We start from the raw sequence: 24,760 nt of genomic DNA, 5'->3' as shown, positions 1-24,760 counted from the left end.
AATTGAGAATTTATCCAAATTTGTACGAGTTATGAAATTTAAAAAGCTTACTTCATAAACTTTTCACTGATTTTGAATGATTAGTCTCTTTACTTAAATCAGTAACGCGATTAAAACAAAAATTACTACGTAAAGCTCACGCAGATACTCAATGTAGTATCTCAAACAAAAAACTAAAAAGTGAGCTTAACATCCGAATTAAAAAATAGAAACTCACCTATCAGGAGATGGTTTGACTCTAGACTCAACAAGACAGTCATCAAGATGATTACTAACCATAACCAGCTATTAGAAAATCAAGAAATTATCAGACCGATTGATGGGGTAGATTTTCCCTTAGTAGGAAGTGCGATCGCCAAAGCACTTGCCAAGTATTTAGGAAGCATCTATGAAGACCAAACATGGTTTACCAATTGTCTTGCTCAGGTTGGAGCAAAAGCCCTCAAAATAGAATATGCCTTCGATTATTCCATTACAAATTCAAATTCACTTGAAGAAGAAGCTCTAAAGTGTATGCTCTTGGGTGCATTAGAAAATTATGCTCGTAGCCGTAATATTCATGAGATTATTCAACCTTTTCTACAAGGAGAAAAATCTCTTCAGCTTGAAGCAGAATACTTCAAAAAATGGCTTCCTAGTATCCAAGATACATCTCAAATCATCGGTATTGTACCCCGTACCTGGCAAACAGTAGCTAATCAAGTAAGTGGGAATATTACCTGCAATGCTTCATACCCTTTAAGTGAATATCTTGGAGGTGCTGATTGCCAGATAATTGCTGGAAATACTCTCATCGATGTACGAACAACTGCCAAAAAGCGTCCCTTCTCTCTAGAAAACTTTTACCAACAAATTAGTTACGTCCTGCTTGATAGCAATGATACCTATAGTATCAATCAACTGGTCTGGTTTTACAGCCGCCAACAGTCGGTATTCTTCTATCCCACTGACAAAATATTCCGCGACTTGCAAGCAACAAGAGAAGAATTTAAGAAAATGATTCTTGATAACTATCACACAAATAGGCTAGCAGAACAAAACAAGTGTTTATATCTTCCCCAGTAAGGATAAAAATATGATTCAAGACTTTCAACTCAATCCTAGCTTCAATATCCACTTCGATGGTATGAAGTATCACGCCAAGATTCACTTTGATGATGCTTTTGAAACTGAAGCAGAAGAAATTGCAGCAAGTGCTATTAGCACTCTTGCTACAAAAGTATCTAACCGTTGGCGGCAGTATCTTCTAAATATTGCAAATAAATACAGACAGTAATCTACTAGTTAGCCCTTTCCAAGCAGAGGGTTAACTTAACGAATGTAAATCAACTTTTGCTCGTTTAAATACTATGAAATTAGGTTTCTATCCAGTATTGGGTAAGAGCGATTTTGTTAGAAGCAAGGGTAAAAAAATCCCAATCTGGCAGTTGCTTGAGTATCAGCCGGTAGGCTGGCTATACTCACTCGCGATCAAAGCAGAAATTGTTCCAGATAGTCCCATTGTTCATGACTGTGGATCATTTAACTACCGTGACCAAGATATCCCCACTCTAAACGGTAAATATGTTGATGCTTACTGGTCTATTCATAGATATAGAGAACGCTCAAAGGTCGGCGATATTATTGTTTGTCCCGACCATTTACTTGTTGGAGAAAATATCAGGGAACGGCAAGAATACAACCTTAAACAAGCAGAAACATTTATCCAGCTTGCTAAAAGTTATCTTCCCAACAGAATACCCCTAGCAGTCATCCACGGGCAGTCTCTCAGTGAACGCCTCGAAGTAGCAAAATATCTTTTGGGACTGGGATACCACCATCTCGGCATCGGTGGGCTTGTTTCCCAGGCGAGAGAGCATTCAACTAACTTACACATTATCAAAACAATCACTGACGTTGTGCGATCGCCGAAGGCGGGCGTTTCGCCATCGCTAATTGACTCGGAACGAGTATTGCCGAAAGCGGATGCGATGGCTACGCCCGCCGCAGCCATCGCACCATTGCACGAGCCAAATGCTCACCTGCACGTTTTTGGATTATGCTCGCCCCAGTATGCCAAAGCTTTTATTCAGATGGGACTATCCTTTGATGGTTCAACTTTTATCCGGGAAGGACTAGGGGGTGGGATGTTCGTCAGCCACGAGGAAAAATTAATTCGGATGCCAACCTACTGTGCGCCAAAATGCAACTGTCATGTTTGCAGGGTTCTCAACCGACATAGGATTGACCCTCGGCTGACAAACAAAGGACGGACGCATACTATGGGAAGAATCGCCCACAACCTCAATCTGGTGATCAGCACCTACAGAAAGTTCACTCCCAAGGAAAAAATCTACCTGGTTGCAGGATGTGGCAAGCAGCTTACCTACCCTGCTGCCGCCAAAGACTTATATTATTCGCAGCACTTTCAAGCGTGCCGTCGCTACGTAGAAGAGCAAGAGTCAAGATGGTATATCCTCTCACCTTTACATCAAGTTATTAACCCAGAAGCAATCATCAAACCCTACGACAAATCCCCCTATTCCTTATCTCATCAGGAACGCATACTATGGGCGCAACAAGTAGCAGAAAGCCTCATACAAGTTGCGTCCCCGGAAATAGAGTTTGTATTCTTGACGGGCAAGCTTTACAGACAGGAGGTAACATCCATTTTACAAGCAAACGGATACGCGACAAAAGTACCAATGCAGCACCTAGCCATTGGACAGCAACTTGCCTGGATAAAGAAGGAACTGGAGCAAGAAAAACAGCTTGTTTTAGATATATAACCCAGCAGTAATAGCACCCAAATGATTTATGGAGACTACAAAACGAGTAATTAATATAAGTGAAAAATTCGGTAGCTGGATTGTACTAAATAAACAAGGAAAGCAAGTATTATGCCAGTGTGATTGTGGAACCCAAAAACTTGTCTACAGTCACACCCTCACCAATGGTCGATCAACTAATTGTGGTTGTAAAAAAAGAAAAGAATCCATCCCAGTTGGGGCAAACTTTGGGAGACTAAAAGTTATATCCGATGTAGAAGTTAAGGGGAAAAGGGGTGAATTACTACTCCTTACTTTATGCAGCTGCGGAACCCAAAAGTATGTCAGTAAAAATAGCTTAAAAAGAGGGCTTACACAAAGTTGCGGGTGCTTGCAGCGCGAAACCCTCAAGAGCGATAAAACTGTCCACGGCCACTGTAAAAGCCACGAGTATAACTCCTGGTTACACATCAAGCGCATCTGCTATAACAAGAACCACCATCAGTACAAGTATCATGGCGGGTGCGGAATTGAAGTTGATGCATCCTGGCGCGATAACTTTACCCAGTTCTTAAAAGATATGGGAGTAGCACCCGAAGGAACAGTCATAGCACGTATTGATCTAGAGAGTGACTTTGCTCCCGGAAATTGTCAATGGATACCCAGAAAAGAGCATTACTGTCAAATACATTTCTTAAAAAGAAAAGAATTCTTCATTTCTCAAACTTTACCCAAACCAGTTGTTACAAATTGTGAGATTAATGTTTCACCAAATATTATTCGCGCAATTGTCAAAGCTCATGCAAATGGTGAAGCCAATATGAATAAACTTGCTACACAATATCAAATTAGCACTCAAGACGCAATAAATATTATCCTTCACCACGCTTAATCATAATTTTTTTTAATAAAAGTGCGTCATCTGATTATAATAGCGCACTTTTTATTTTCAATAATTTATTTAATATTTTAAATAAAAATTAATCTGTTCATAGATTAATCACCACAGTTATTACACACCTTGTAAAGGTAGTTATTAGGAGTAATTCAGCAATCAATAAAATCCAAAATATTTTACCTGAGCATGAAGTTGACTGCACATGGCTAATAATGGCGAGTTTTAACTAAGTGTTCATACAAATACGAAATTATTCTCTAGCTAGAAAAATTAGCTAGATTTTCTCCCATAGACGAAATTATCAACTAGCTAGGCAAGCAAAACCTCAAGTCAAAATCATAAAAATTGTACATGATAATACACAACGGCTCTTACATCTGGTTTCACGCAGGACAAACTGCAAGATGGGGAACTATAAATGCGATTAAAGCATTGCCATACCTAATGATTGCATACCAAATCGACGGACAGTGGTACAGTGACCCCGATTTTTTACCACCCAAAAATCTAGAAGTAAAACCAACAATCCCTATAAGTTCAGCAATTATTCACATACCAAAAACAACAGTTGAGCTACAACCAATTGTTCAATTATGTGCGGGATTTAGAAACAGAAAAGTTCACAGTCTTTGGGTAGTTAATGCTCCAGAGCAAGTATTGAAACATATCTTAGAGTGCAAGCAATGGGACAGTATATCACCCAAGCAACTATTAGAAACTCTGTATGAATTAATTCTTTATGGCTACGAAGTCAAAATACTTCCCGCCAAAAAGGAAACCATATCCCCAATCGAATGGATGGAATAGTAATGACTAATAGCAATCAACAACTCACACTTTACTATCCTTGTGTAGTTCAAATTTTAGATCGATTTGTACAAACAATATCAGTTGAGTTTTGGATACAGAATCCAATAAACGACAAATGGAATTTGGTAGTCTTGAAAGATGGTGATAGCAGCAGCATATCGGGTTATACATATGCGACGGCACCACGTAAAATGGCATACCTCAATGAAGAATATCTATCAATAGAAGCCTTTTTGCAAGCCAAAAAAGAAGAAGGTGTAGACTATCCCATTCGACATAAAAGAACTTATCTGACAGTTAAGGGTGCTGCATCTCACAAACTATTCTGGACATGGACAAATCCTCAGACCAATAAAATTGAACGCATCCATTGGCATCCTTTAGCTATAAAAGCAAAGGCAAGTGAAGATGACCGAACTGATTACTCAAATATAACTCCAGTCAAGATTGTAAATGGCAAATTAATTACACTTGAAAAGGAGAATTTACCATCAAATAGAGCAGCTTTTTCGGAGTTTCTTGCAGACAGGGAAGAAAACCTCCGCCTTGCACTCGAAGCCCTAAAATCACCCAATCCTGATGCCGCACTCGAACTGCTAGCCATCATGGAAGAAATATCCAAAGACTGCTTCTATGCCAGTTGGATTATGGGCAATGGATACAATTTAGAATCAATTCTTAAATCATGGGATGGCACTAGCAACGTCAGCTACGGCGGTGGGGAAATCACACAGCAACAGTTAGCACTAATGCGCGTTCTTTCTGAACTATCCCAAGGTTGGTGGTTTTGGGATGAAAATCAGGACACTGGGGTAATTTTCCAAAGTTAAACTTACAGGGGAATCGCCTGATTATTTGGGCTGGGAGTATTGCGATCGCTGTACAAGATCGGGAATGCGCTACTGTTAATCGTAAGCGCATTTTTTACACCCAGTATATCGAAGGTTAATTTTGAGTATGGGAAAGATGGCGATATTTGAGAAAAGCCTCTAAGACACTTACTTCGAGCTAAGAGTAAGTGTCTAACCCTGTGTAGCAACTGGTTAATCTCTATTTTCAGTCGTTTTAGAAAATAACGATCTCATATCCACTACAGATTATTATTTAGTAGTGGGTTATACTTACAACTCCATATCGCAATTCCGAGTTGGAGAAAATTGATATTGTTTTTGTCTTGCAGCCGCTATTTCAAAAGAGGTATCAAATTCGGTAGCCTTTGTTCCAAGTTTTAATTCCTCGTATAAAGGCACACCATCGCCGTCATTATCACTCTTGAGAATCTTAGTCATGATATGAGCCGGGGCAACTTGCGCGAGGCGATTTACTACATTAGCAACAAACTCGTTAGATGCGTCGCAGCCATCAAGGTATTTAATCAAAGCATCAGCAGTAGCCTCAGTCATCTTGGATGGGTTTTTTACCCCCGCTTCCAGAATAAAGTCATCGTAAATAGCTTTCTCGCTATCAGTAAAATTTTCCTTGCAAGCTTGTTGGATAATTAATTCAGCCTGCTGTTGTTGATTTAAAATTGTCATAGTGGTTTTTAAATATTGTTAAAGGAGTAACAGATATGACACATTATGTTTGCGATTTGTATGGCAATACAAACTGGAAGATTCCAGTAGAAGAAGTCGCCGCTAGAACATTCAATACAGAACAAGAAGCACAACAATGGTTCCAAGAGAAGTGTTCTGATAACAGTATTGAATTTAGTGGCTTCCATGACACTGAACGCTATGTCACTAACTGGGTTTCCTGCAACGGTCAAGAAGTTGGTGAAATCACCAAACGCCCTACCTAATTCCAACAAATCCTATTAGAAATTCAGAAAATTGTTTGTACCAGACAATTTTCTTCATCAAATTTAACGCCATATTAAATGACGCTCATAGACGGACAGTTAATACGAGAACACGTAAAGCAAGAATGTCAAAAATACAAATCCATATTTCAAGCATCTCAAAAAGAAGTAGCAATCATCAGATTTGAGTCTTCAGAAAATGCCAGCAATGAATTAAGAGCTAGATATGAAGCAGCCAGAATCTCAGCAGAACAAAAAGTAGCTATTTTCAACGCTATTGGCATTACTCCCAATTATATTGTGCTATCACCTAATATCGCAGTAGAGCAATTTGACGGCATTGTTCAATCCATTAACGAAAACACCCAAGTCACTGCTGCTATTGTTCAATATCCAATTCCAGCTAAGTTTACAAGCTCAATTGGGCTATTAGAGCCACAAAAAGATATAGATATCGTCCGCAGACAAAGCAACAATTTCTTTGAAAGTTGTGCTACTGCTGAAGGAATCGCCAGAATTGTTGAATCCTACGCACAAAGAGATTCCAATGTTGCAGTTGTCGGCGGAGGTGGCTTTGTGGGCAATGGTGTCATCAAATATTTAGAAGCAAGTAGAATCAGCTGTTTCTGTTTGGAAGACGGCGATGACCTGACTAGAACTCAAGAAGCTGACATTGTAGTATCAGTCACCGGAAGACGAGGAATTTTCACGGACTATGTACTCCCCTCTCATCGCTTGGTTGTCGATGGTGGCTTTACACCTACTGCTTCTGGTGCTGCTGGCGATGTAGACCGCAGTGCTTACAGCATCCCCCAGAACATTACGCCCGTCCCTGGAGGTATTGGCCCAATAGAAATGGCAATTTTAGCAGAACGTTTGGTAAAAATGGATTTGGGCATAGAACTTGGGAAATGGGACTATCAGCAATTACAGCAAGAACAGATGCAACGCGCTACTATAATTGCCCCCATAGCTAGAGTGTTCTTCGCACAGCAAGCAACTGCCTATCCTCAATCCATTCGCACAGAAAAAGAAAACCTATTTGTCTTGGAAGGCAGTAACTACCAGATCAGCTTCAATAGCACCACGCAAAGTTTAACTGTTGCCAGAACCAATGAAAAGCTAACGCTGATTCGGCTAACTCTTGCAAGTAATCAAATTGAAACCGCCAGGGGTATAACAAACGAGGACGTAGCAAGATGGCAGCAAATTCAAACTGCGATCGATTCAACAATAACGCAATCAACTGATAGAGGTATAGAGTTTTGAAACTATCAATCATCACTGCAACCTACAATAGACCTATGCAGCTTGCATCTACTGCACTGCCAAGCATTCAAAGTCAAACTAACCGCAATTTCGAGTGGATCGTCATCAATGATGGCGCTAATCCTGATACCAAAGATATCATCTCTAGCATTAAGGCAAGAGCTGATTTTCCCATCAGTTACATTGAAATGGAACACCCTGAACCGAGCAGTGGCTTTGGCTTGTGCTACGCTCGAAACCTGGGACTAGATGCAGCTGGTGGTGACATTGTTTCATACCTGGACGATGACAACAGCATAGCTCCTGAATTTGTTGCCTCAATGCGGCAGTACTTTGAACAACATCCCAATGTCCGATACAGCATGGCAAGACAGCAGCGCCGCCGCGATGTCATCCGCAATGGTAGTGTTATTCGCCAAGGAAAACCGTTTGTTTCGCCTAGCAATTGCTGCTCCTTACAGCAGCTTCTATGGCAACAAGAGATATTCGACAGCAATGGTTTCGTCCACTACCGAAGCAATGCTCCTAGATGGAACCCCCAGTTTAAAGTATTCGCAGACTATGAGTATTTGCTGCAATGTGCTTGCATCTGGGGTGAAGGTGGCTTTGGTCTCAATAACAGCATTCTTGTTAACTATATTCAGTCTTCTATTGGTATTATTGGTAGTTCCAACTATGAGCAATGGGCAACTGAGCTATCGCTGATTGTCAGTAACCAAGCAAACTATTTCATCCTTCAGGACAATGCTGTTGAACCCTTAGAGCAGCTTGTAAACACTTATATTACTAAAGGAAAAATCTCATTAATGCCAAAAGCTTTTGCCCTTCTTTAAATCTAAAGAAGCTTGTCAACAGCGCTGAATCTAGCCTGAAGTAGAGAGTCAGGAGGCATCTTTATTCTGGCTTCTGACTCCTCAAAACTTTAAAAGTGAAACTTAAATGGCTATTGGCTTAATAACTAGTTATTGAACAAATCCAAATCTGTCACAGCACCAACACTGCTAGAAGATACCAATTTGGCATATTTCGCCAACACGCCTTTAGTGTAACGTGGTGCAGGAGGTTGCCAATTAGCACGACGATGAGCTAATTCTTCTTCAGATATATTCAACTGCAAGAGTCGTGCAGGTGCATCAATAGTAATACTATCGCCTTCTTCTACAAGCGCGATCGCCCCACCAACGGCTGCTTCTGGTGCCACATGACCAACTACCATGCCGTAAGTACCGCCAGAAAAGCGTCCGTCGGTAATTAATCCCACAGCATCACCCAAACCAGCACCGATAATTGCTGAGGTGGGAGCCAACATTTCGCGCATCCCAGGACCGCCCTTAGGCCCTTCGTAGCGGATGACTAGAATATCACCAGCTTGAATCTTCCCCGCCAAAATTGCATCTAAAGAGGCTTCTTCTGATTCAAATACCCGTGCTGGTCCGGTAATTACTGGTTTTTTCACGCCGGTAATTTTGGCGACAGATCCTTCTGTTGCCAGATTACCTCTGAGGATGGCTAAATGTCCTTGGGGATACATCGGGTTATTCCAAGTCCGAATCACATCTTGATTCGTGGATGGTTCTTCTGGTATGTCTGCTAATATCTCTGCAATTGTTTGGCCGCTGATGGTGAGGCTATCGGCGTGTAATAAATTATGCACAAGTAGCATCTTCATTACTTGCGGAATGCCACCAGCTTTGTGCAAATCTGTAGCAACATATTTACCACTTGGTTTTAAATCACACAAAACGGGAACACGGGCGCGGATAGTTTCAAAGTCATCCAGCGTTAACTCTACATCAGCAGCGCGGGCGATCGCTAAAAAGTGCAGTACTGCATTGGTCGAACCACCGACTGCCATAATCACAGATATGGCATTCTCTATAGATTTGCGGGTGATAATTTGACGAGGCAAGATTTGTTTACGAATGGCTTCGACTAACACATAAGCCGATTTTTCCGCACTATCTGCTTTTTCGGCATCTTCGGCTGCCATTGTGGAAGAATAGGGTAAACTCATCCCCATCGCTTCAAATGCTGAAGACATGGTGTTAGCCGTAAACATTCCCCCACAGGAACCAGCACCAGGACAAGCCCGACCTTCAACTTCTAATAATTCTTTTTCGTCAATTTTTCCAGCGCTGTATTGACCAACAGCTTCAAAAGAACTGACAACAGTTAAATCGCGTCCGTTGTAGTGACCAGGTTTAATTGTACCGCCATAAACAAAGATAGCCGGGATATTGATCCGGGCGATCGCTAACATTGCCCCTGGCATATTTTTATCACAACCGCCAATGGCTAGCACACCATCCATACTTTGTCCAGTACAGGCGGTTTCAATGGAATCGGCAATGACTTCGCGCGACACTAGGGAATATTTCATCCCTTCGGTTCCCATCGAAATCCCATCGCTGATGGTAATTGTGCCGAACATTTGCGGCATCGCCCCGGCGGTTTTAATCCCAGCCTCTGCTATGAGTGCTAGTTGATTTATCCCCATATTACAGGGAGTGATCGTGCTGTAACCGTTGGCTATACCGACAATGGCTTTATTAAAATCTTCATCTTTAAAACCAACTGCCCGCAGCATAGCTCGATTTGGCGATCGCTGTACCCCTTGCGTTACAACTTGGCTTCTTAAGTTCTCCGACATAGTTACATCATCCTCTGACTTCCATGTATGAGTATCATAGATAGCAATTTTTGATATGTCCAATATATATTTATAAGTATTTGAGACTTATAAAATATCAAAACTATGGAACTGCGACACCTGCGCTACTTCATTGCTGTAGCTGAAGAACTGCACTTTAGTAAAGCCGCAGAGCGACTTCACATCGCTCAACCGCCCTTAAGCCAGCAAATTCAGCAGCTAGAAGCAGAATTAGGGGTAGAACTTTTTCAACGCAAAACTAAACGACAGGTGCAGCTAACGGAAGCTGGACAAGTATTTTTGCAAGAAGCTTATCAATTGTTCGCTCAACTGTCCAAGGCAATTGATCTGACTCAACGGACAGGTAGGGGTGAGAAAGGACAACTACGAATAGGTTTCACCACCTTGGTAACTTACGATTTGCTGCCTGTAATTTTGCGGCGGTTTCGAGAACAGTTTCTAGAGGTGGAGTTAGTATTGCAGGAATTAACGACAACTCAGCAAGAACAAGCGCTATTCAATCGCCGCATCCATGTAGGTTTTGCCCATCCACCTTTAGAAGACAACACTCTCAATCAAGAATGCATTCAGCAAGAAGGACTAATTGTAGCTTTGCTAGAAACTCATTTCTTAGCTAGACAAGAAAATATTTCAGTGCGCGAGCTAAAAGACGAAAATTTTATTATGTTCCCCCGCCATTTCGGCCCCGGACTTTACGATCAAATCCTGAGTCTTTGCCAGCAAGGAAATTTTAGCCCAAAAGTGACTCAAGAAGCAATCCAAATGCAAACAATTATTGGGCTAGTGTCAGCAGGAATGGGGATTGCGATCGTACCGTCTTCTTTGCAAAATCTTCAAAGGGCTGGTGTAGTTTATCGCACTTTAGAAGAAAAAACACCATTAGTAGAAACGGCTGTAGTGTGGCGACAAGAGGATATGACACCTGTTTTACGGGAGTTTCTACAAATTGTCAGAAGTATCTGTGGTTAATTAGTCAGTTATGGCAATAACAAAAACCACTACTTTTGACTAACGCCTACTTGCTAAAACAGCAAGTAGGTAACTTTTTATGACCCAGCTTGAATGGTTACAAGCAAATAAACAGGTTTATTCTAAAGAACATGGTGTTATCCATATCGCTGCTATCATCGAGAAAAATCTTTACTTCAAAAAGGGAAGTGTAAATCAAATTATTTTTGACTGGGAGCATGAGGTAAATTGCGGTAATTTATTACCTCTTAACCAAGCACCAACAGGTAAAAGTATTCTCTACCAAGAGATAGCAGCTATCCTTGATGGGTCAGGAAAACTACAAAATTGTGATGTAATTCCTGCTCAAGAAGCTAAACTTTGTCCCATACCAGATGATATTCACCCTCTAGTTAAACTTGCCTTAAATAAGTCAGGAATTACACAACTATATTCTCATCAAGTCGAAGCATGGGAGGCTTACAAAAAAGGGGAAGATATCATTCTCCAAACTCCTACCAGTAGTGGTAAAAGTATCTCCTTTTTAATTCCAATCGTTCACGAGTGCCTAAAAGGTAAATCAGCTTTAGTATTCTTTAACTTAAAAGCACTTGCATTTGACCAGGTAGAGAAAATCCGCTCGTTTGTTAGTCACCTAGATGAAGAAATTCGCCCTAAAATTCTCAATATAAATGGTGATATTCCTCCCCAGGAGCGCAAACAACTTTACAGCCATCAACCCTCAATTTTATGCGTTACACCTGATGTATGGAACCACGAACTAAACAACTATCAGTTTGACTCAAACTGGGGATTTAAAGAAACAATCAGAAAAATTTCAATCATAGTCTGTGATGAAGCACATTTCTATCAAGGCATATTCGGTTCACACTTTGCCCTACTTAATCGACGAACTCAATTAATGATAGAATCTGCTGGCAATAATAGTTCTAAATTACAGTACATATTCGCTTCTGCAACAATTAGTAACAGCAGTGAAATTGCCCAGAAGATATCCAATCGAGTAGAACAAAGCAACCTTGCTATTATCGACCAAAGTGGGGCAAAACGCTCAGAGATTACTTTCCTTAGCCTCAAAGCACGAAACAATACTCTTTACCAAACTGCCCAAGTTGCAGCGATGCTCGTAAGTAAAGGAATAGTCGGGATTTGTTTCTGCGATAGTAGAGAACTGGTAAAGGTTTTAACTAATGCCATTCGTAAAGCTTTAGTGGGGATGCAACTGCCTCACTTGGGAGAAAGCATCTCAGCATTTTATGGCAGCATGAAGGCAAATCAGCGTAACAAAATTATTGCAGATATACAGGGCGGGAAGGTCAAGTTCATTATATCCACGAGTGCTTTAGAAGCGGGTCTGGATATCGGGTCTATTGATGCAACTATCGTACATAGTTACCCAGGCTCAATTCTTGCCTTTCGCCAAAGGGCGGGGCGTGCAGGCAGACAGGAAGCAGGGCTATTGGTATTTATCCCGTCGAAAAGGTCGATTATGGACTCTTACTACGCCAATCACCCGGAACGCCTCTTATCTGACCCTCCAGAAATTATCAACTTTAACCACAATTATGAAATAACTTTGGAGCAGCACATTCTCGCCTGTTGCAAAGAAAGTAAACCGACACAAGCTCAAATTGCGCGGCATTTTGGTAGTTCTGGCGATACGATCGCACGACAGCTAATCGGTAATAATCAACTGATTTTCAGTTATAACCAAAGACTGACAACTAATCGAAACCTTGGTTATGTCCACTCAAAAATTAAATTCAGAGGCAACACTGACCAAAACATCAGTTATATCAATCAAGATAGTGCAGAAGAGTTTGAGGAAAGTTCGGCATCATCTGCACTACGAGAAGTTTACCCTGGTGCCATATATCTTGCTCAAGACTTTGACGGCAACCCCGTACAGTATAAATCACAAGAGCTAAATTTAACCGAAGGGAAAGCAATTCTCAAGCCAATTGAGGCAACCAACCTATTTAGTCGTCCCGAAGGAAACCTAAATTTCGAGGAAATCAAAATTGCAGGGGAAGCCAAAATTATCAATCTTTCCCAAGGGGCAGCTAGATTTACACCTGTTTCAGCCAAAATCAAAGAAGAAATTTACGGGTACAACTTGTACAGCCTGGAACAAAAATGGACTTGCACTAATAACAGATGTCGCAACTTCAATTTAAATTTACCCGGACACATACAAACTTGTCCTGCTTGCAATACCCAACTTATTGAACGAGAATTTGTCGAACTATTGGAGGAAAATAAATACAAGGAAGCATTTGCTCTTAACTACAATACATTCTGCGTTAGGGTTGAAATTAATGCTAATGCAAGAAAATATTTTTCAGCCATCGTCAAAAATCTCCGAAAAGAGATACTCAACAAACAGAAATATATTTCCAATGAAGAGAAACAACTATTTGAAAGCAATGAAACTCAGATTTGCGTTCATACTCTCGCACACCAACTCATGCTCAGTTTACCACTTGTCGAACATGGGGCAAACAGTCGAGATATCGATTTCATGTTAATCGAAGTACCATCAAATCATAACATAGTAGGCTATTTCTTCGATACATGCGAACACGGTACAGGTATGTGCGATACTCTCATCAAGTATTTAGAAACCGCTTTTCTTAAGGCAAAGTTTCTAGGAGATAATTGCCCTTGCAAATACGGCTGCTCATCTTGTACAACAATTCAACGCTGCCCTGATGATAACAAAGCACTGTTTAAATCAGTTGGGCTATCTCTACTGGAGGAAATAATCAATCCGACACAAACAAGAACCATTAATCAATAATTAAGATAGTCCTACCCAAGATGGGTAGGATTATTTTTTCAGTAATTAAACCACATACATCGCTTACGCACAAGATTTATGAAAGTTTGTCAGAATAAGCAATGTACATCGAACTATTAGCGGATTCTAGTCAAAATCCTAAACGGTTTAAAATTCTCCATGCACCAACATATCTCCTCCTAGAAACAGATTTTAAGTTAGGAGATTTTGTTGAGTCTAATAGCATCGATTTTATTATCAATCATGCTGTCAATCTAGGATATGAAGTAAAAATCTCCCATCCCAAAGAGCAAGAAAATGATAAATATCCTCTTCCCAAAATCAGTGAAGAGCTTGCTGATTTGATGATTAATTATCCATCAGACTTAAAATTACGAACTAATGGGATGGTTTTTGAACAAAGGGCATATTTAATGTCTAAAGTTTACGATGAAGTATGCCAAAATCTAGAATCAAAAGCTCTCTTAAAAGAAGCAGAGTATTGGCTAATAAATTACGCACGAGAGGTAATTGCCAAACAATGCCATTACTTACCAGATATCCTGATGAAATTAGATAACCCGGTTGTTAGAGCAATGGCAATAGATACACTCATGCTCTGGCAGCCAGACTGGAAAAAAGCTATCTCCCAATATACAGGAAGCAGATTTGAAGCTGGTAATAATGAGTTTGAGGTTATCAGCTACTACCACAATCAAGAAAAGAAGGGTAGGGAAGGGATAATGGTACTATGCAAAGTAACAAAAACTATGAATAATTATCTTGAATTTCCTACGTTTCCCTTCAATATAAACTGTACTCTTGGGACTTATCAAGTCGAAAATGCACTTAACCAAAGGTTGGCTTAAAACATAATCACCATCTGAAATATTAATCTCATAAAAAATCAATTACTACCAGTAAGTTACTGGTAGTAATAAAAAAGCAATTTATATACTAATGCTACGCATATCCCTTTAATCATATTTAACAATTAAAGTCAATGCAAGCAAAAATTAAAAACTGGTTTTCAAATTTTGAGTTGCTAGCAGAACCTATCACAGCCGATGGTATCAAATACTGGTCAGTTGAAAATTTTTTCCAAGCCCAAAAGACAACCAACCCAGAAGAACAAAAATATATTGCATCCCTTAATCCAGCTCAAGCAAAACTTGCTGGCAAAAAGATATCTCTGCGTTGCGGCTGGGAACATATCAAAATTGCCGTCATGCTCAAAGGACTAGTCATAAAATTTCATCCTTCTGGCACATGGTATAAGGAACTAATGCTAACATACGGTGAATCACTTGTTGAGTGGAATTCCTGGGGAGATTTATTCTGGGGTGCTCCGGCTGTCGTTACCAAAGATGGTAAAGCTATTCCCACAGGAGACACTGGAGAAAACTATTTAGGCAGGCTGTTAATGTTCGTTCGCAACTACTACAAAATGGCTGAAACATTAGTCTCACCAATCAACGAGCTAGTCAGCCCAGAATTCCTTGCTAATCTTCAGAAGTGGCTGCTATCATCCCATCACTTTCCTGCTAACTATAAAGCAAAAACTTACCTGGAGAAATACAAAAACCGAGTTATCAATAACCAAACTCTTCCGTCACAACGTATCCAAATTTATATATTCGGTGACAGAGATACATCCATTACTAAACTTCCAACAGATGCGATCGCACGCCTTAACACTATTATTAATCTGGGGGCAGAAATCCACATCAGCGATGCCAGAGGTATAGACAGATTAGTGCAAGAATATCTCAAACAACAGTGCTATGAGCGCGTAACAGTTTGGCACATAAACACGGCAAAAATTCAGAATAATTTGGGGTTTAGAACCAAATCGTTTAAAGGCTCTTACATTGACATGGATAAAGAACTTTGCGATATGTGCCATTACGGACTGGCAATTGGGGGTAATTTCTACGTCAAGAGAAATATAAAACAAATGATGGGTAGAGTTCGCATCATTCAAGTAGAACCAGAGCCAACAGAAATGAAAACCACTACATAAACTAACGCAATAAGGATGCAGGAGTCATTTAATAAAAAGCTTTATGAACTCATGCACGCCCAAATCCGTCATTTGGTATCTTCGCTTGACAACTTACCCGAAGAGTGGCGAATCGTCCCTACCTTTGGTAAACGTCCTCTAGGGAAAGAATGGGAAAAAAATACTTACTCTCCCAGAGAACTACAAGCCGAACTCGTCCGCCGCCGCCTAAAAGTTTGGACAAATAACAGATTTATCACCCCCACTGGCGTAGCTTTGGTATGCGGTTCCAATCATCCTCAAGGGTACTTAGTAGCTATTGACTGCGACGGGGAAACCTCTTGGCGACAAATTATCCAAATTAACGAACATACAGAACCAGAAGAACTCAACCAGATAATACCCGCCGAAGCAACCGATGTTCCTATGGAGTCGTTACACGATCGCGCTCAAAAATACCTTCCTCCCACAATTGCATTTACTTCTGGAAGGAAATATCGGAGCCAGCGCTTATACCTCATCCCAAATTCAAAAGCTTGGGAAGTAAAATCTCGCAAAATCAAAACTGGGAAGGATGAACACTTGGAGTTTCGAGGCAAAAATCTAGCCTCAATCCTTCCCCCCTCCTTTCACCCAGAGGGCAGAAATTACAGATGGCTTCCTGGCTGTAGTCCATCTGAGCGCCAAATAGAAATAGCCCCCGACTGGGTAATTGCTCAGATGCTTGCCAAACAGGAAAAAACAAGGAAGTTTAACCTACCCCAAGAAAAATATAACCGCAGATATGGGGTAGACAGATACGCTCATTTAATTCCCTCAATCGAGACAAATATCCAGACTGCACTTGTACTACTCGAAGTTATCCACCCTCGATTTGCAGATGATTACCACTCGTGGATTCAAGTTGGGATGGCACTTCATAGTGTTAGTCCCATTTTATTTAAAGTATGGGACATCTGGAGCCAACTTTCTCCTAAGTACAAATCAGGCGAATGCGCCTACAAATGGCAGTCTTTTAACAAGACAGGTATTACTATCCGCACCTTATTTAGATTAGCCAATCTCTCTTAATCATGAGCAGTCAAATATCACCTGACGAGAATGTAACTAACCTTGAAGACAGTTATAGCAGTAGAGATTTTAATCCTGATATTCAGGAGAATAGCGATTTAGAAGAAACATTAGATGAATTAGTAAACACTGAAGTTATAAACCAAGATTCATCTACCGAGATAGATTTAGGCAATTCTGACACAAAAACCACCCTAATAACTATTCAAATAATACCAAATTCTGAAACAGTAATTGTCTCAATTGGAATCAAAGGCGCACCTCCAATTATCAAGATAATGAACCTTGCTGAGATAACATCTCATCCTGTCATCAATAACCTGCTACAGGATTTAGAAAAATCTCTCCCAGAGATGTTAGATATCTGCAAGCAAAGGATGGAAAAGCAGACTATACATCAGAATAGACAGGAACAATCAAGACAAGTACAAAAGCGTAAACTGTCTGAAGATAAAGAGAAAACACCTACGCCTAACAACCAACTGTCACTATTTTAATTACCATGAAGTACATTGCGATTATCGAAGGACAAGAAATTTCTCTTGATGAGGCGATCGCCCAAGATGACAATACCCTCAAAACAGCCATTAGCGTCTACTTTCCAGAATATGCTAATGCCGAAATTGAACGACAAACAACTGATGATACGGTTTCAATTCGTTTAGTAAAAAAAGCAGGTACTAAGGGGAGTCAATTCAGAGAATTTAAAAATAGTTCTGAAGAAATAAATCCTGCACTAAAGTTAGGGTGGCAGATAAAGCTTCTGGAGATAAAAAATCAAATTAGTCTCGAAAATTTAATTACCCTACAACCTGAGATAGAAAAAGCTATCAAGCTCGGTCAAAATTGGGAAACCTACATCGAAAAAGTAACTCTAAGCCTTAAGCATCAACCTGCTGCCACGAGTAAATATCCCGTACTGTAATAACAAATTTATAGCCGCTATGAGTTATGGCGGCTGATTAATTATGCTTGCAAACATACAATCATTCAAAATACCCATTACTTGTTTAACAGCAATTATCTATCTAGAAAATCTCTCCGAACGAGTAAATCTCTTAAGCCTGTATCAAAAAATATTCCCAGAACAATGGCTAGAATCAACCATTCATATTGATAAACAATCACATCCAGCAAGCGCCTATATGGATAGAGAAATTGAATTTATTCAACTGGTGAATGATCATCTCTTCCCGATAGAATATATCGATGAGATTGAGTTTAGTCCTGAACATAATAGTATTCCTGTATCACCACAAAAAGTTGAATGGTGGCATGAAGATTTCGAGGAACTAGAATACTCAGAAAAGTTCCTACTGTCGTTGATGGGGCAAGGGTACAATATAAGCCAATGGGAACTAAATTTTGGTTTTACTCCTGATTACATTGCTCTAGCAGAAGAAATTTACTTCAATAAACTTGTCAATTTATGCCGTCGTTACAAAAGTCATCTTCAATATTTAGATATAGCCATACGAATTATAGATTACTCGACTGAAAATATCTGGCTAGATGTTACGTGTGAAACAAGCGATTGGCTGGAATGGACTTATAAAAATATCATGTTTCTCAGTCAAAAGTGGAAAGAAGCCGTCTCGATGATGGAAAAATCAAATAAGCTTACTCACTTGCTAGAAACATCTCTCGCTGCTCGGAAAGCAGCAGTCAAAATTTGGAATCAAGCATCAAAAGCATGAATGTAGATACAAATATATTACCAATAATTAACTTAGAAAGTATATCGCAAATTTTGCTTGGAAATATTCCCCAAGATGATTTACTAGCGCAGTTAGTTATCCTCAAAGGACAGTTTATTTTAGTCGAACACGAAGGCAAAAAATCTAAGTACAAATTTCTTTCCCCTGAAGCAGTAGAGAAAGCCTTCACAAGTAAAACTGCTACATCTGGATGGCTTTCTAGCAACACGATTTGGTGGGGTAAAAATCCAGAGGGAGAGGCAATTATTCAGTTTTACTCTCCCCAAAAATATCAAATTCAAATTATGGGACAGGAAACAAAAGTAATTACTGTCCCCATGCCTGCATTCCTCTTTGCTGGATGCAGTAGTAAATATTACCTCTGGGCAGTTAAAGGGAGGGTATTTAAACCAGACGCGCAACTGTACAAGCCACCTCTACCTAACGTTTGGGACGACTCTGGTATTTGCTTTGGGGGAAATTCTCCCGGTATGTGCAGTGCTGCAACTATAAGCCAAACTTGGGATCTATTCTGGAAATCACCCTTTAACAAAGACTTGTCCCAAGGCAAGTCAAAAACTCATCCCGACAATATCTGCAACCAGCTAATCAAATTGCACGAGTCTAAACCCAAATCCTACCCTTCAAGTGACCTTGTTTCCGTTCATAGCTGGAAAGTCACAACCCCAGAAGACATTATCAATCATTTGTTCAATTAGCCATGAATGCCTTTATCAGTTACCACTTCGCTACAAGTAATAATTTTCCTCCCTACAGCCAAAAACTTCAGGAATACTGGCTGGCAGCAAATGGGCTTTTCTTGCGATCGCACCGCCGTGAGTTAGAGGTTTGCTTGCAAGTGACTCAAACTCAAGTTGCTGGACTCCAACCCCTTGAACCCTACTTTCGTCTGAAAGTCCCAAAAGTCCCAAGCCTTGTAATCACCGATATTATCAATACTGCCAGTATCAACCCCCAACAGGAAATCCTATTCTACTTGGGAGTGACAAACTACCAATGGTGGTGTCACACGCCACTGCAAACTGCGTCCTCTACTCACGTCCTATCTTTAGAAAGCGCACTCCATAAAAGCTATACAGATGGGCTATTGGAAATACACAGTCATGGAACTCTAGCTGCTTACCCTTCAAGTGCGGACAATCTAGAAGAAAAAGGTAAATTTCGAGTGTTCGCGATCATCGGCACACTGAATACCATTCCCACAATATACACCCGCATCGGGATATACAATCACTTTTTCGACATCAACCCCAATCACATATTTGAACTTCCGCCACAGGTAAAATGCTCGAATTAACTACTTACCAACAAGCTTTACCCGTCTTACCTCGCAATCATACCCGTATTAACTTCGTCTTAGTAGGAGTAGGAGGAACAGGCGGGTTTCTTGCAGAAGATTTATGTCGAATTATTCTGCAACTCCAGCGCACGAGGAAAGAAATTAATTTTACGATCATTGATGGCGATACTGTCGAACTTAAGAATATCAGCCGCCAAAATTATCAACAAGCTGAAATTGGACTACCAAAGGTACAAACACTGGCTGCAAGATGCAGCGCCAAGTATGGAATTGAGATTACAGCCATTTGCGACTGGTTTGAAGAAGATATGATTCGCACCACCAATTCATGGAACACCCTAACAGTAATTATTGGTTGTGTGGATAACAGCGCCGCCAGGAGCAAAGTTCACTCAGTTCTCGAACTGAACAGTGCAAATGAGCCAGCATCGCTATTTTGGCTGGATTGTGGAAACAGCGACCACTCTGGCCAAGTAGTAGTTGGAACGCACTCTAATTTTGATATAGTTCAAGCTGCCAATAACCCAGACAAACCTAAATTCTGGTTGCATCTTCCCTCCCCGGCGCTAGTTCACCCGGAATTGTTAGTTCCTCAACTGGAAGAACTCACCGACAATAACCTCTCATGTGCGGAAATTCAAGCACGAAATTATCAGTCGCTATTTGTCAATAAAATGACGAGTGCGATCGCAGCCCAGTACTTACTAGAATTAACCCTTACGGGGGGGTTGAAAAAGTTCGCCAGTTATTTTGACCTCAAAGCAATGTCAACTCGAAGTTTATACGCAAGTATCGACAATCTGAAAAAATACTATATACCGTAGAAAAATCACCACAAATAGCTCACGCATATTTATCCCAAAAAACCAATTTGGGATAGATTTTTATGAATCGATTCAATCACAAAACACTTGAGTTAGCCGAACATCATCCAGAGTGTTTATCGACAAAAAATTATTCTAATCTCACTCTAAAAAGTGAATCCGAAGTTGCTGGAGGTCAGTTTCATCTCGTCATGCAACAAATTGGGTTAGGGCTACCAGTCGAACCTTTCTTAAAGGAATACCCCCAAATTAATAACTGGGTCGATAAGGTAAAACCTTTTCTAAACATCCCTGGAAACAAACAATGGAGCGCCCAAATTCAATATTTATATCACGATATCCTTCTCTATAGCGAGTGCGACCTTATTATCTATGGTGAAAATCAAGTAGTTGGGTTTGACTGGACAATTCAAAAACCTCCTAAATTTGAAATTCTTGAGAGCAAGTGGCAAACCCAATTGAGATTATTTCTCCTTCACGAAAGGACTGGAATGCCATTAGAACAAATTAGCCTAGTTTACTTGTTCATAAATACTGATAGTATCTACCAGTTTACTTACTCTGAAAATAAACATTTTGCTTTCAAAGAACGGCTAGAAGAAACAATCGCTCCTTTTATAGGAGACAACAATGAAAAGAAACATTTAGCCGATAAAATAACTCCTCAAGAAGCACATGATAAATGGCTGGCAAGAGAAATATCAACTACGGAATATTTAGCAGCAATTCCTGAAGTGGAATTATGAATCCAACAGAATTAAATATCACTAAAATCGAACTCACTTCTAACGGTGGTTGGACGCTCAATATTCTCTCACGTCGGGTAGCAACTATTACTGATCCCTTGGGAAACCGAAAAACCAGCTATTTCGGGTTCGATACCAAAGAACAAGCCGAAAAGTTTAGAGATTGGCTTGTAAGAAAAAACAAATGTAGTAGTGCAGTGATCCGTCACTCAGAAAGATTAGCTACTGAATGGGAGGTAAAAACTTGGAATGTGCCAACCTCCCTAATTCTTAAATGCGCCGTTAAAGATTTAAAGGAATCTAGCAATGCAACTATCTCTACTGAATCTGTCCTGCAATGAGGATAACTCATCACTAGATATTTTCAATATTCCTAACTTAGACAAAGCAGAAGCTCTCCGCAATCTAGCCGCTTCCATGCAGCCAACTATTGACCAAAAGAAAAATCCTGCTATTGGGAGTCAAAGGGCAACAAAGCGCCGTAAAACCATAGCTCAAGGGATAATCCAAGAAGGAATTGAGCTTGAGATTATTCAGTCTTGGCTATTTGCGATCGCACAAATGTGGGAAGTAGGAAATATCCCACCAATACTACGCGGTATATCTCGTAAATCACAGGTGGAAGTGCTATTTAGGATTTCTCAAAGTGGAGAAATTAGCCAGAAAGTCCAAGAAATACTAGAAGGCGAATATTACCAAGACTGGGTAAAATCTCTCAGTCGCGCGGGGTTAAATACATCAGGCGAAATCATATCAGCAATAACAGAAATTCAACAGGTAGTAAAACCTGAAGCAATTGATACTACCAAGCAACAACTTAATAAGCTTGAGTTAGAAATCATTGGCATGAAATCTGGAGATTTCTTTCCTACTCCCAAACCAGTCTGTCAACGACTTGTTCAACTGGCAGATATTGAACCAAATTGGCGAATTTTAGAGCCTAGCGCTGGTAGCGGAAATATTGCTGAGTATATCACTCAAACTTACCCAAATGTTCAATTAGAGGTAGTTGAAGTGAATTACAATCTAAGACAAATTCTAGAACTCAAAAGATTTAATCTCGTAGGGAAAAACTTTCTGGAGTTTAACCCCAGTCATTTATACAATGCCTGTATCATGAATCCTCCATTTTGCGAACTTGTCGAGCATATCTATCAAGCTTGGAAGTTAATTAGATCAGGTGGTGTATTAGTTTCAGTCGTACCTGAGTCGGTTTTCTTCAACCGGAAGTATCAAAGTTTAAAAGAGTGGCTACAGAGCAATAAGAGCTATGTCGAGTTGGTAGATAAAGATGCCTTTTTGAGTTCAAACAACCCTACAAATGTAGCTACTAGAATCGTCAAAATAATTAAACCATAGTGTACTACAAGCGCATGGCGTACTGCCAAATTGATGAAGCAATGTAGCATATATCGCGGTTCCCAACCTAGTGAGATACGTTTTCAAAGCTACTAACCTTGGTAAACAAGATTTGGGTGTACCTCAGTAGACTAGAAAACGCCATAACACTTAAATTCACATAACTAATTATTCGCGATCACCTTTTGGGGAAAATTTTTGATTTACTGACCCTAGTAGGTGATCAAAATTTTCGTGCAGATTTAAGCTCAAGGTAAATACTATGTTTTGAAGCATATCATGGTTCTTGTCAGATTTTGGTGATGATGAAAGGTTACGCGCTTTAAGGCAGAAGGCAGGAGGCAGAGGGCAGAAGGGTTTAAAACGTTTTCTTATCCAGGCGTGGGATTTGTGACTTCACTCTTGCGATCGCTTACGGCTTTCAAGTGATGCAGATGTTCTATAATCCTTGCTATGCTTCAATTGTGGGAATTTTTCCTTCCTCTTCCTTCTGCCGTCTGCCGTCTGCCTTCTGCCTTCCCCCAACCAAGATCACCAAAAGTTGCCAAGAACCCATATCATGAACTAAAATTTAATTTTTTAGTACAAGTCACACTAATCTAAATTTTCTTCGTCTGTCTCAACACTTTTATGACTACGAATTTCATCTGAAGTGCGGGAAGACCAGGCAAGGACGAGCAGCAGTATCCCTAAAGCTAGTAAGAAGATACCGAACGCAATGATTTTACCCGTGGTAAATTCGACCAAACCTCGAACAATAACTTCTCGTAAGATCGAAACAATTGCTACCTCTACTGCCACTCCAACAGAAATCTGATGCTCTTGAAAATAAATTACTAAAAGCCGGAATAATTCCACCAAAATCAATAAAACTAAAGTGTCAGATGTAACCTGTTGGGGATTGTGAGCGCGTATCAAGGCAAGAAACATATCTCCCAACTGAACTACCATTGCACCAAAAAGGGCAACGCACAAAGATAGAACAATCAAGTCTTGAAAAAAAACGAGATTGTGAACAATACGAGTGCGCTTAAACCACCTCAACCTATACTTACGCATTCTAATCTTCTCTGATGTGGCTTTCCAACTTAAGGTTTTGGATAATTCATTTTTTGGAACACTCTAAAAACAGCACAACACTGGAAAACTCCTGTAAATCTAAAGCTTCAAAATTGATAGTCAAATTTTTAGCAATTGCCAGAGGTGACTTCCTTCAAGGATGAGTGTGACAGCCCATACAAAGATACTGATGCCAGCCGCCGCCGCTGCAATATCCTTAATCACGCCAATTCGGTTATCCTCTCGTTCCTCCACAAAATCACATAAGATTTCGATCGCACTGTTAAATAATTCGGCAACCAGCATCATCCCCGTTGCCAGTAAAATCAGAGTGACATCGACCCATTGCCGAAAGATAAATGAGAAGGCGAGAACTGGAACTGATAAAACAACTTTGTAAGCAACGCTAAAGTCAGAGATCACGGCGACATAAAGACCTGCCAGAACAATCTTGAGCTTTTGGATGGGATGATAACTCAATATATGGTCTCTTTTATATTTTTTGCGATCGCTCGCAGCTTTGTGACGGGAAAACATATAGTTTACCTTCAAACTCTTGTGTTAGAAATCAGACATTGACGGTCAAATGGACTCCTTGGTGTGGTGATACTTGCCAAATAACCGTTTTATAAGAATCTGTCGTAAAAATTATTATTTTTACCTAGTGTTTATGAAAATTGGACGTTCCTAAATCATGGGATGATTTAGTCCAATATAGATTGCAGTTTAGATAGTTA

The 24,760-nt window shown here is 40.1% G+C and carries 27 protein-coding genes; 23 read left to right on the top strand and 4 right to left on the bottom strand.

All coding sequences use genetic code 11. The features are described 5' to 3' along the window. Positions 1-264 precede the first annotated feature (264 nt). The 6 genes from CDG76_RS26470 to CDG76_RS26445 all read left to right on the top strand — a co-directional run bounded on the left by CDG76_RS26470 (position 265) and on the right by CDG76_RS26445 (position 5,285). Complete coding sequence (locus CDG76_RS26470) at positions 265-1,065, top strand: hypothetical protein (protein WP_094351870.1); 801 nt, start codon at positions 265-267, stop codon at positions 1,063-1,065. Positions 1,066-1,075: 10 nt separating this feature from the next. Continuing rightward, positions 1,076-1,276: a hypothetical protein gene (locus tag CDG76_RS26465; protein WP_094351869.1), complete on the top strand. Its 201-nt coding sequence runs from the start codon at positions 1,076-1,078 to the stop codon at positions 1,274-1,276. Positions 1,277-1,349: 73 nt separating this feature from the next. Continuing rightward, positions 1,350-2,768, top strand: a complete 1,419-nt coding sequence (locus CDG76_RS26460) for a DUF6884 domain-containing protein (protein WP_094351868.1) — start codon at positions 1,350-1,352, stop codon at positions 2,766-2,768. A gap of 28 nt (positions 2,769-2,796) precedes the next feature. Then, the gene (locus tag CDG76_RS26455) at positions 2,797-3,639 is read left to right on the top strand and encodes a hypothetical protein (protein ID WP_094351867.1); all 843 of its coding nucleotides are present in this window, start codon (positions 2,797-2,799) and stop codon (positions 3,637-3,639) included. Between the two features lie 357 nt (positions 3,640-3,996). Then, complete coding sequence (locus CDG76_RS26450; RefSeq protein WP_094351866.1) at positions 3,997-4,452, top strand: hypothetical protein; 456 nt, start codon at positions 3,997-3,999, stop codon at positions 4,450-4,452. 2 nt (positions 4,453-4,454) lie between these two features. Further along, the gene (locus CDG76_RS26445) at positions 4,455-5,285 is read left to right on the top strand and encodes a hypothetical protein (protein ID WP_223265400.1); all 831 of its coding nucleotides are present in this window, start codon (positions 4,455-4,457) and stop codon (positions 5,283-5,285) included. A gap of 291 nt (positions 5,286-5,576) precedes the next feature. Here the strand turns inward: CDG76_RS26445 and CDG76_RS26440 are convergent, their stop codons facing one another. Beyond that, complete coding sequence (locus CDG76_RS26440; RefSeq protein ID WP_094351864.1) at positions 5,577-5,990, bottom strand: hypothetical protein; 414 nt, start codon at positions 5,988-5,990, stop codon at positions 5,577-5,579. Between the two features lie 35 nt (positions 5,991-6,025). Here CDG76_RS26440 and CDG76_RS26435 point away from each other — a divergent pair, with 35 nt between their 5' ends. From CDG76_RS26435 to CDG76_RS26425, 3 genes are all read left to right on the top strand, one after another. Then, entirely contained in the window at positions 6,026-6,256 is a 231-nt protein-coding gene (locus tag CDG76_RS26435) for a hypothetical protein (protein ID WP_069072316.1), read from the top strand. A gap of 78 nt (positions 6,257-6,334) precedes the next feature. Then, positions 6,335-7,525, top strand: coding sequence for a bifunctional 5,10-methylenetetrahydrofolate dehydrogenase/5,10-methenyltetrahydrofolate cyclohydrolase (locus CDG76_RS26430; RefSeq protein WP_094351863.1), 1,191 nt, complete (start codon positions 6,335-6,337; stop codon positions 7,523-7,525). Then, a complete protein-coding gene (locus CDG76_RS26425) occupies positions 7,522-8,358 on the top strand; it encodes a glycosyltransferase family 2 protein (RefSeq protein WP_223265399.1) in 837 nt (278 codons plus the stop codon). The genes CDG76_RS26430 and CDG76_RS26425 overlap by 4 nt, the downstream gene beginning before the upstream one ends. Positions 8,359-8,483: 125 nt before the next feature. Here CDG76_RS26425 and ilvD read toward each other — a convergent pair whose 3' ends face one another. Then, positions 8,484-10,175 (bottom strand): dihydroxy-acid dehydratase, encoded by a 1,692-nt coding sequence (ilvD, locus tag CDG76_RS26420; RefSeq protein ID WP_094351861.1) that lies wholly within the window; start codon positions 10,173-10,175, stop codon positions 8,484-8,486. 105 nt (positions 10,176-10,280) lie between these two features. Between ilvD and CDG76_RS26415 the strand changes: the two genes are divergently transcribed. From CDG76_RS26415 to CDG76_RS26350, 14 genes are all read left to right on the top strand, one after another. Continuing rightward, a complete protein-coding gene (locus tag CDG76_RS26415) occupies positions 10,281-11,165 on the top strand; it encodes a LysR family transcriptional regulator (protein WP_094351860.1) in 885 nt (294 codons plus the stop codon). 79 nt (positions 11,166-11,244) lie between these two features. Continuing rightward, the gene (locus tag CDG76_RS26410; RefSeq protein ID WP_094351859.1) at positions 11,245-13,965 is read left to right on the top strand and encodes a DEAD/DEAH box helicase; all 2,721 of its coding nucleotides are present in this window, start codon (positions 11,245-11,247) and stop codon (positions 13,963-13,965) included. A 101-nt stretch (positions 13,966-14,066) separates the two neighbouring features. Then, positions 14,067-14,813: a hypothetical protein gene (locus CDG76_RS26405; protein WP_094351858.1), complete on the top strand. Its 747-nt coding sequence runs from the start codon at positions 14,067-14,069 to the stop codon at positions 14,811-14,813. A 134-nt stretch (positions 14,814-14,947) separates the two neighbouring features. Next, complete coding sequence (locus tag CDG76_RS26400) at positions 14,948-15,967, top strand: NADAR family protein (RefSeq protein WP_094351857.1); 1,020 nt, start codon at positions 14,948-14,950, stop codon at positions 15,965-15,967. Between the two features lie 51 nt (positions 15,968-16,018). After that, positions 16,019-17,017: a bifunctional DNA primase/polymerase gene (locus CDG76_RS26395; protein WP_094352089.1), complete on the top strand. Its 999-nt coding sequence runs from the start codon at positions 16,019-16,021 to the stop codon at positions 17,015-17,017. 2 nt (positions 17,018-17,019) lie between these two features. Beyond that, the gene (locus CDG76_RS26390) at positions 17,020-17,514 is read left to right on the top strand and encodes a hypothetical protein (protein WP_094351856.1); all 495 of its coding nucleotides are present in this window, start codon (positions 17,020-17,022) and stop codon (positions 17,512-17,514) included. A 5-nt stretch (positions 17,515-17,519) separates the two neighbouring features. Beyond that, positions 17,520-17,942, top strand: a complete 423-nt coding sequence (locus tag CDG76_RS26385; protein ID WP_094351855.1) for a hypothetical protein — start codon at positions 17,520-17,522, stop codon at positions 17,940-17,942. A gap of 43 nt (positions 17,943-17,985) precedes the next feature. Beyond that, on the top strand, positions 17,986-18,714 hold the full coding sequence (locus CDG76_RS26380) for a hypothetical protein (RefSeq protein ID WP_094351854.1): 729 nt from the start codon (positions 17,986-17,988) through the stop codon (positions 18,712-18,714). Then, complete coding sequence (locus tag CDG76_RS26375) at positions 18,711-19,433, top strand: prokaryotic E2 ligase family D protein (protein ID WP_094351853.1); 723 nt, start codon at positions 18,711-18,713, stop codon at positions 19,431-19,433. Before CDG76_RS26380 ends, CDG76_RS26375 begins: the two co-directional genes overlap by 4 nt. Positions 19,434-19,435: 2 nt before the next feature. Next, positions 19,436-20,032, top strand: a complete 597-nt coding sequence (locus tag CDG76_RS26370) for a Mov34/MPN/PAD-1 family protein (RefSeq protein WP_094351852.1) — start codon at positions 19,436-19,438, stop codon at positions 20,030-20,032. After that, complete coding sequence (locus CDG76_RS26365; RefSeq protein ID WP_094351851.1) at positions 20,020-20,859, top strand: ThiF family adenylyltransferase; 840 nt, start codon at positions 20,020-20,022, stop codon at positions 20,857-20,859. The genes CDG76_RS26370 and CDG76_RS26365 overlap by 13 nt, the downstream gene beginning before the upstream one ends. A 62-nt stretch (positions 20,860-20,921) precedes the next feature. Continuing rightward, the gene (locus CDG76_RS26360) at positions 20,922-21,605 is read left to right on the top strand and encodes a hypothetical protein (RefSeq protein WP_094351850.1); all 684 of its coding nucleotides are present in this window, start codon (positions 20,922-20,924) and stop codon (positions 21,603-21,605) included. Then, a complete protein-coding gene (locus tag CDG76_RS26355) occupies positions 21,602-21,946 on the top strand; it encodes a hypothetical protein (RefSeq protein ID WP_094351849.1) in 345 nt (114 codons plus the stop codon). The genes CDG76_RS26360 and CDG76_RS26355 overlap by 4 nt, the downstream gene beginning before the upstream one ends. Continuing rightward, complete coding sequence (locus CDG76_RS26350; RefSeq protein ID WP_223265398.1) at positions 21,912-22,964, top strand: SAM-dependent DNA methyltransferase; 1,053 nt, start codon at positions 21,912-21,914, stop codon at positions 22,962-22,964. Before CDG76_RS26355 ends, CDG76_RS26350 begins: the two co-directional genes overlap by 35 nt. 594 nt (positions 22,965-23,558) lie before the next feature. Here the strand turns inward: CDG76_RS26350 and CDG76_RS26345 are convergent. Continuing rightward, positions 23,559-24,023 carry a phosphate-starvation-inducible PsiE family protein gene (locus CDG76_RS26345; RefSeq protein WP_094351847.1) on the bottom strand — a complete coding sequence of 155 codons (465 nt, stop codon included), beginning with the start codon at positions 24,021-24,023 and terminating at the stop codon, positions 23,559-23,561. Positions 24,024-24,143: 120 nt separating this feature from the next. Next, a complete protein-coding gene (locus CDG76_RS26340) occupies positions 24,144-24,560 on the bottom strand; it encodes a diacylglycerol kinase (RefSeq protein ID WP_094351846.1) in 417 nt (138 codons plus the stop codon). Between the last annotated feature and the right edge of the window lie 200 nt (positions 24,561-24,760).

The organism is Nostoc sp. 'Peltigera membranacea cyanobiont' 210A (genome assembly GCF_002246015.1).
In the GTDB taxonomy this organism is placed as follows: Bacteria; Cyanobacteriota; Cyanobacteriia; order Cyanobacteriales; family Nostocaceae; genus Nostoc.
This window is presented reverse-complemented; position numbering and strand designations above follow the sequence as displayed.